This window comes from Bacillus sp. LR--39 (assembly GCF_053613335.1).
In genome coordinates this window covers 1-573 of record NZ_JBSIOT010001319.1, presented here as the reverse complement: position 1 = coordinate 573, position 573 = coordinate 1, and the positions used below count along the sequence as shown (strand labels likewise).

The 573-nt window shown below is 50.1% G+C and carries 1 protein-coding gene; it reads right to left on the bottom strand.

Annotated elements, in window-relative coordinates:
- On the bottom strand, positions 1–528 hold a 528-nt coding region (locus tag ACWHAR_RS30230), incomplete at its 3' end, for an isochorismatase family protein (protein ID WP_452088824.1).
- Positions 529–573 lie beyond the last annotated feature (45 nt).

Here is a 573-nt window from a genome sequence, read left to right as displayed (position 1 = left end):
ATCTCCGACGAAAAATGTTTCAATATCTTGCATAAAAGCATCACATGCCGTCATCAGGCAGCCGATATGGGCATAGATTCCGGTGATTATGAGCTGATCCCGCCCCTGCTCCTCCAACACGCCTAAAAGGTTGGTTTTTCTGAAGGCATTGTACCTCCACTTGGTCAAAACAATGTCGCCTTCATTCGGTTTCAGCTCATCCACGATCTTCTGCTCATCGGGATCAGGACCGATTCCGGGTCCCCAAAAGTCTTGGAGAAGCCCCCGTTCTTCCGGTGTCTGGGCGCCGGGTTGAGCCGTGAAAATAACCGGCATGCCGAGCTCGGCACATCGCTTCCGAAGCTTCTTGATATTAGCCAGCAGATCTGTGACCGGAGACTCGCCGTAACGGTAAGCGTTGAGAAAATATTGCTGCATATCGTGGATCAGAAGCGCCGCACGCTTCGGATGAGGAGTCCATGACACCTTGTTTTTCGGCATATTTGATGCTTCTGGCATTTGGTACGGTAAGATGGCAGGAATGGCCATCAAATCACATCCTCTCATTTTTTATCATCTGACATTCTCAGCTGC